Origin of the sequence: Pseudomonas edaphica (assembly GCF_005863185.1) — a bacterium.
GTDB lineage: Bacteria > Pseudomonadota > Gammaproteobacteria > Pseudomonadales > Pseudomonadaceae > Aquipseudomonas > Aquipseudomonas edaphica.
Genome location: NZ_VBVZ01000977.1, coordinates 1 through 1,348 on the forward strand (window position 1 = coordinate 1; position 1,348 = coordinate 1,348).

Consider the following 1,348-nt stretch of genomic DNA (forward strand, 5'->3'; position numbering starts at 1 on the left):
GTGTCAGAGACAAAATATCAACCTGGAAGACCGCTATCGCAGGCAAGCCAGCTCCCACAGTGAGCGGGTTTGCAGGGAGATTGCATAAAGCACGCCCGCCACTGCTGTTTCTTGCAAGTTGCACGGTCCTGCGAAGTTCAAATTACTTAACTCGTTGAAATAACATGATTTTAATTTTTGGCCCGGCTGGCACGCTGCCTGCACTGTCCCTTTTGAGACTTGTAACACTATTTTTCCTGCCGGGAGCAAAACAACAATGATCACATCGTCATCCACGCTGCAAGAGTCAAGCGCGCGCTCTGGGGTTTCCTGGGGCGCAATCTTTGCCGGGGCCGCTGCGGCGGCTGCACTGTCGCTTATCCTGGTGCTGTTGGGCTTCGGCCTGGGCTTTTCGGCGGTGTCGCCGTGGGCCGACAGCGGCATGAGCGCCAAGGGGCTGGGTATTTCCACGATTATCTGGCTGGCATTCACCCAAATCGTCGCTTCGGGCCTGGGCGGTTACATTGCCGGCCGGTTGCGTGTGAAGTGGGCGAATATGCATGGCGATGAAGTGTACTTTCGCGACACTGCCCATGGTTTCCTCGCCTGGGCCGTCGCCACTTTGGTCACCGCAGTACTGGTGGTCGGTTCGGTCAGCAGCGTGGTCAGTGGCGGCGTGAAAGCCGGTGCCAGTGTTGCGGCAGGTGCCGCCAGCGGCATCAGCCAGGCCGCCGGCAGCGCAGCCAAGGGCGCCAACAGCGGCGACTTCGACTACTACGTCGACAGCCTGTTCCGCGATGACCGCCCAGCTGCCGTCAGCGATGACGCGGTACACGGCGTGGTCGCACGCATCCTCACCCGCACCCTGAGCAACGACGGCCAACTGGCACCGGAGGACCGTACCTACCTGGCCCAGTTGATCAGCCAGCGCACCAACCTCAGCCAGGCCGACGCCGAAGCGCGTATCGACAAGGTCTACGGCGAAGCCCGTAAAGCCATTGACGATGCCAAGCTCAAAGCCAAGCAAGCGGCCGATACTGCCGCCAAAGTCGCTGCCTACACCTCGCTGTGGACCTTTGTGGCCCTGTTGATCGGCGCGTTCTTTGCCAGCTTCGCAGCAACCTTCGGCGGTCGTCGTCGGGATGCTGTGGTGTACGTCGAAACCGAAAACTACGTTCGTTAATTCAAGGAGAACATCATGCGCTCATTACTACTGTGGTTCCTCGGCGTGCCGATTCCGGTGATCATCCTGATCGCGATTTTCATGCACTGATTCAGGTTAACTGTGGGAGCGGCGGTGCGACGACTCGACTTGCCCGCGATGACGGAGTGTAAGTTGATGGTTTATCTAACTGACACACCGCTATCG

Annotated in this window: 1 protein-coding gene; it reads left to right on the forward strand. The window is 58.9% G+C overall.

Translation table 11 applies throughout. The annotated features are described in order from the left end of the window. Positions 1 to 256 precede the first annotated feature (256 nt). Complete coding sequence (locus FEM54_RS32620) at positions 257 to 1,162, forward strand: hypothetical protein (protein WP_017136412.1); 906 nt, start codon at positions 257 to 259, stop codon at positions 1,160 to 1,162. The last annotated feature ends 186 nt before the right edge of the window (positions 1,163 to 1,348 follow it).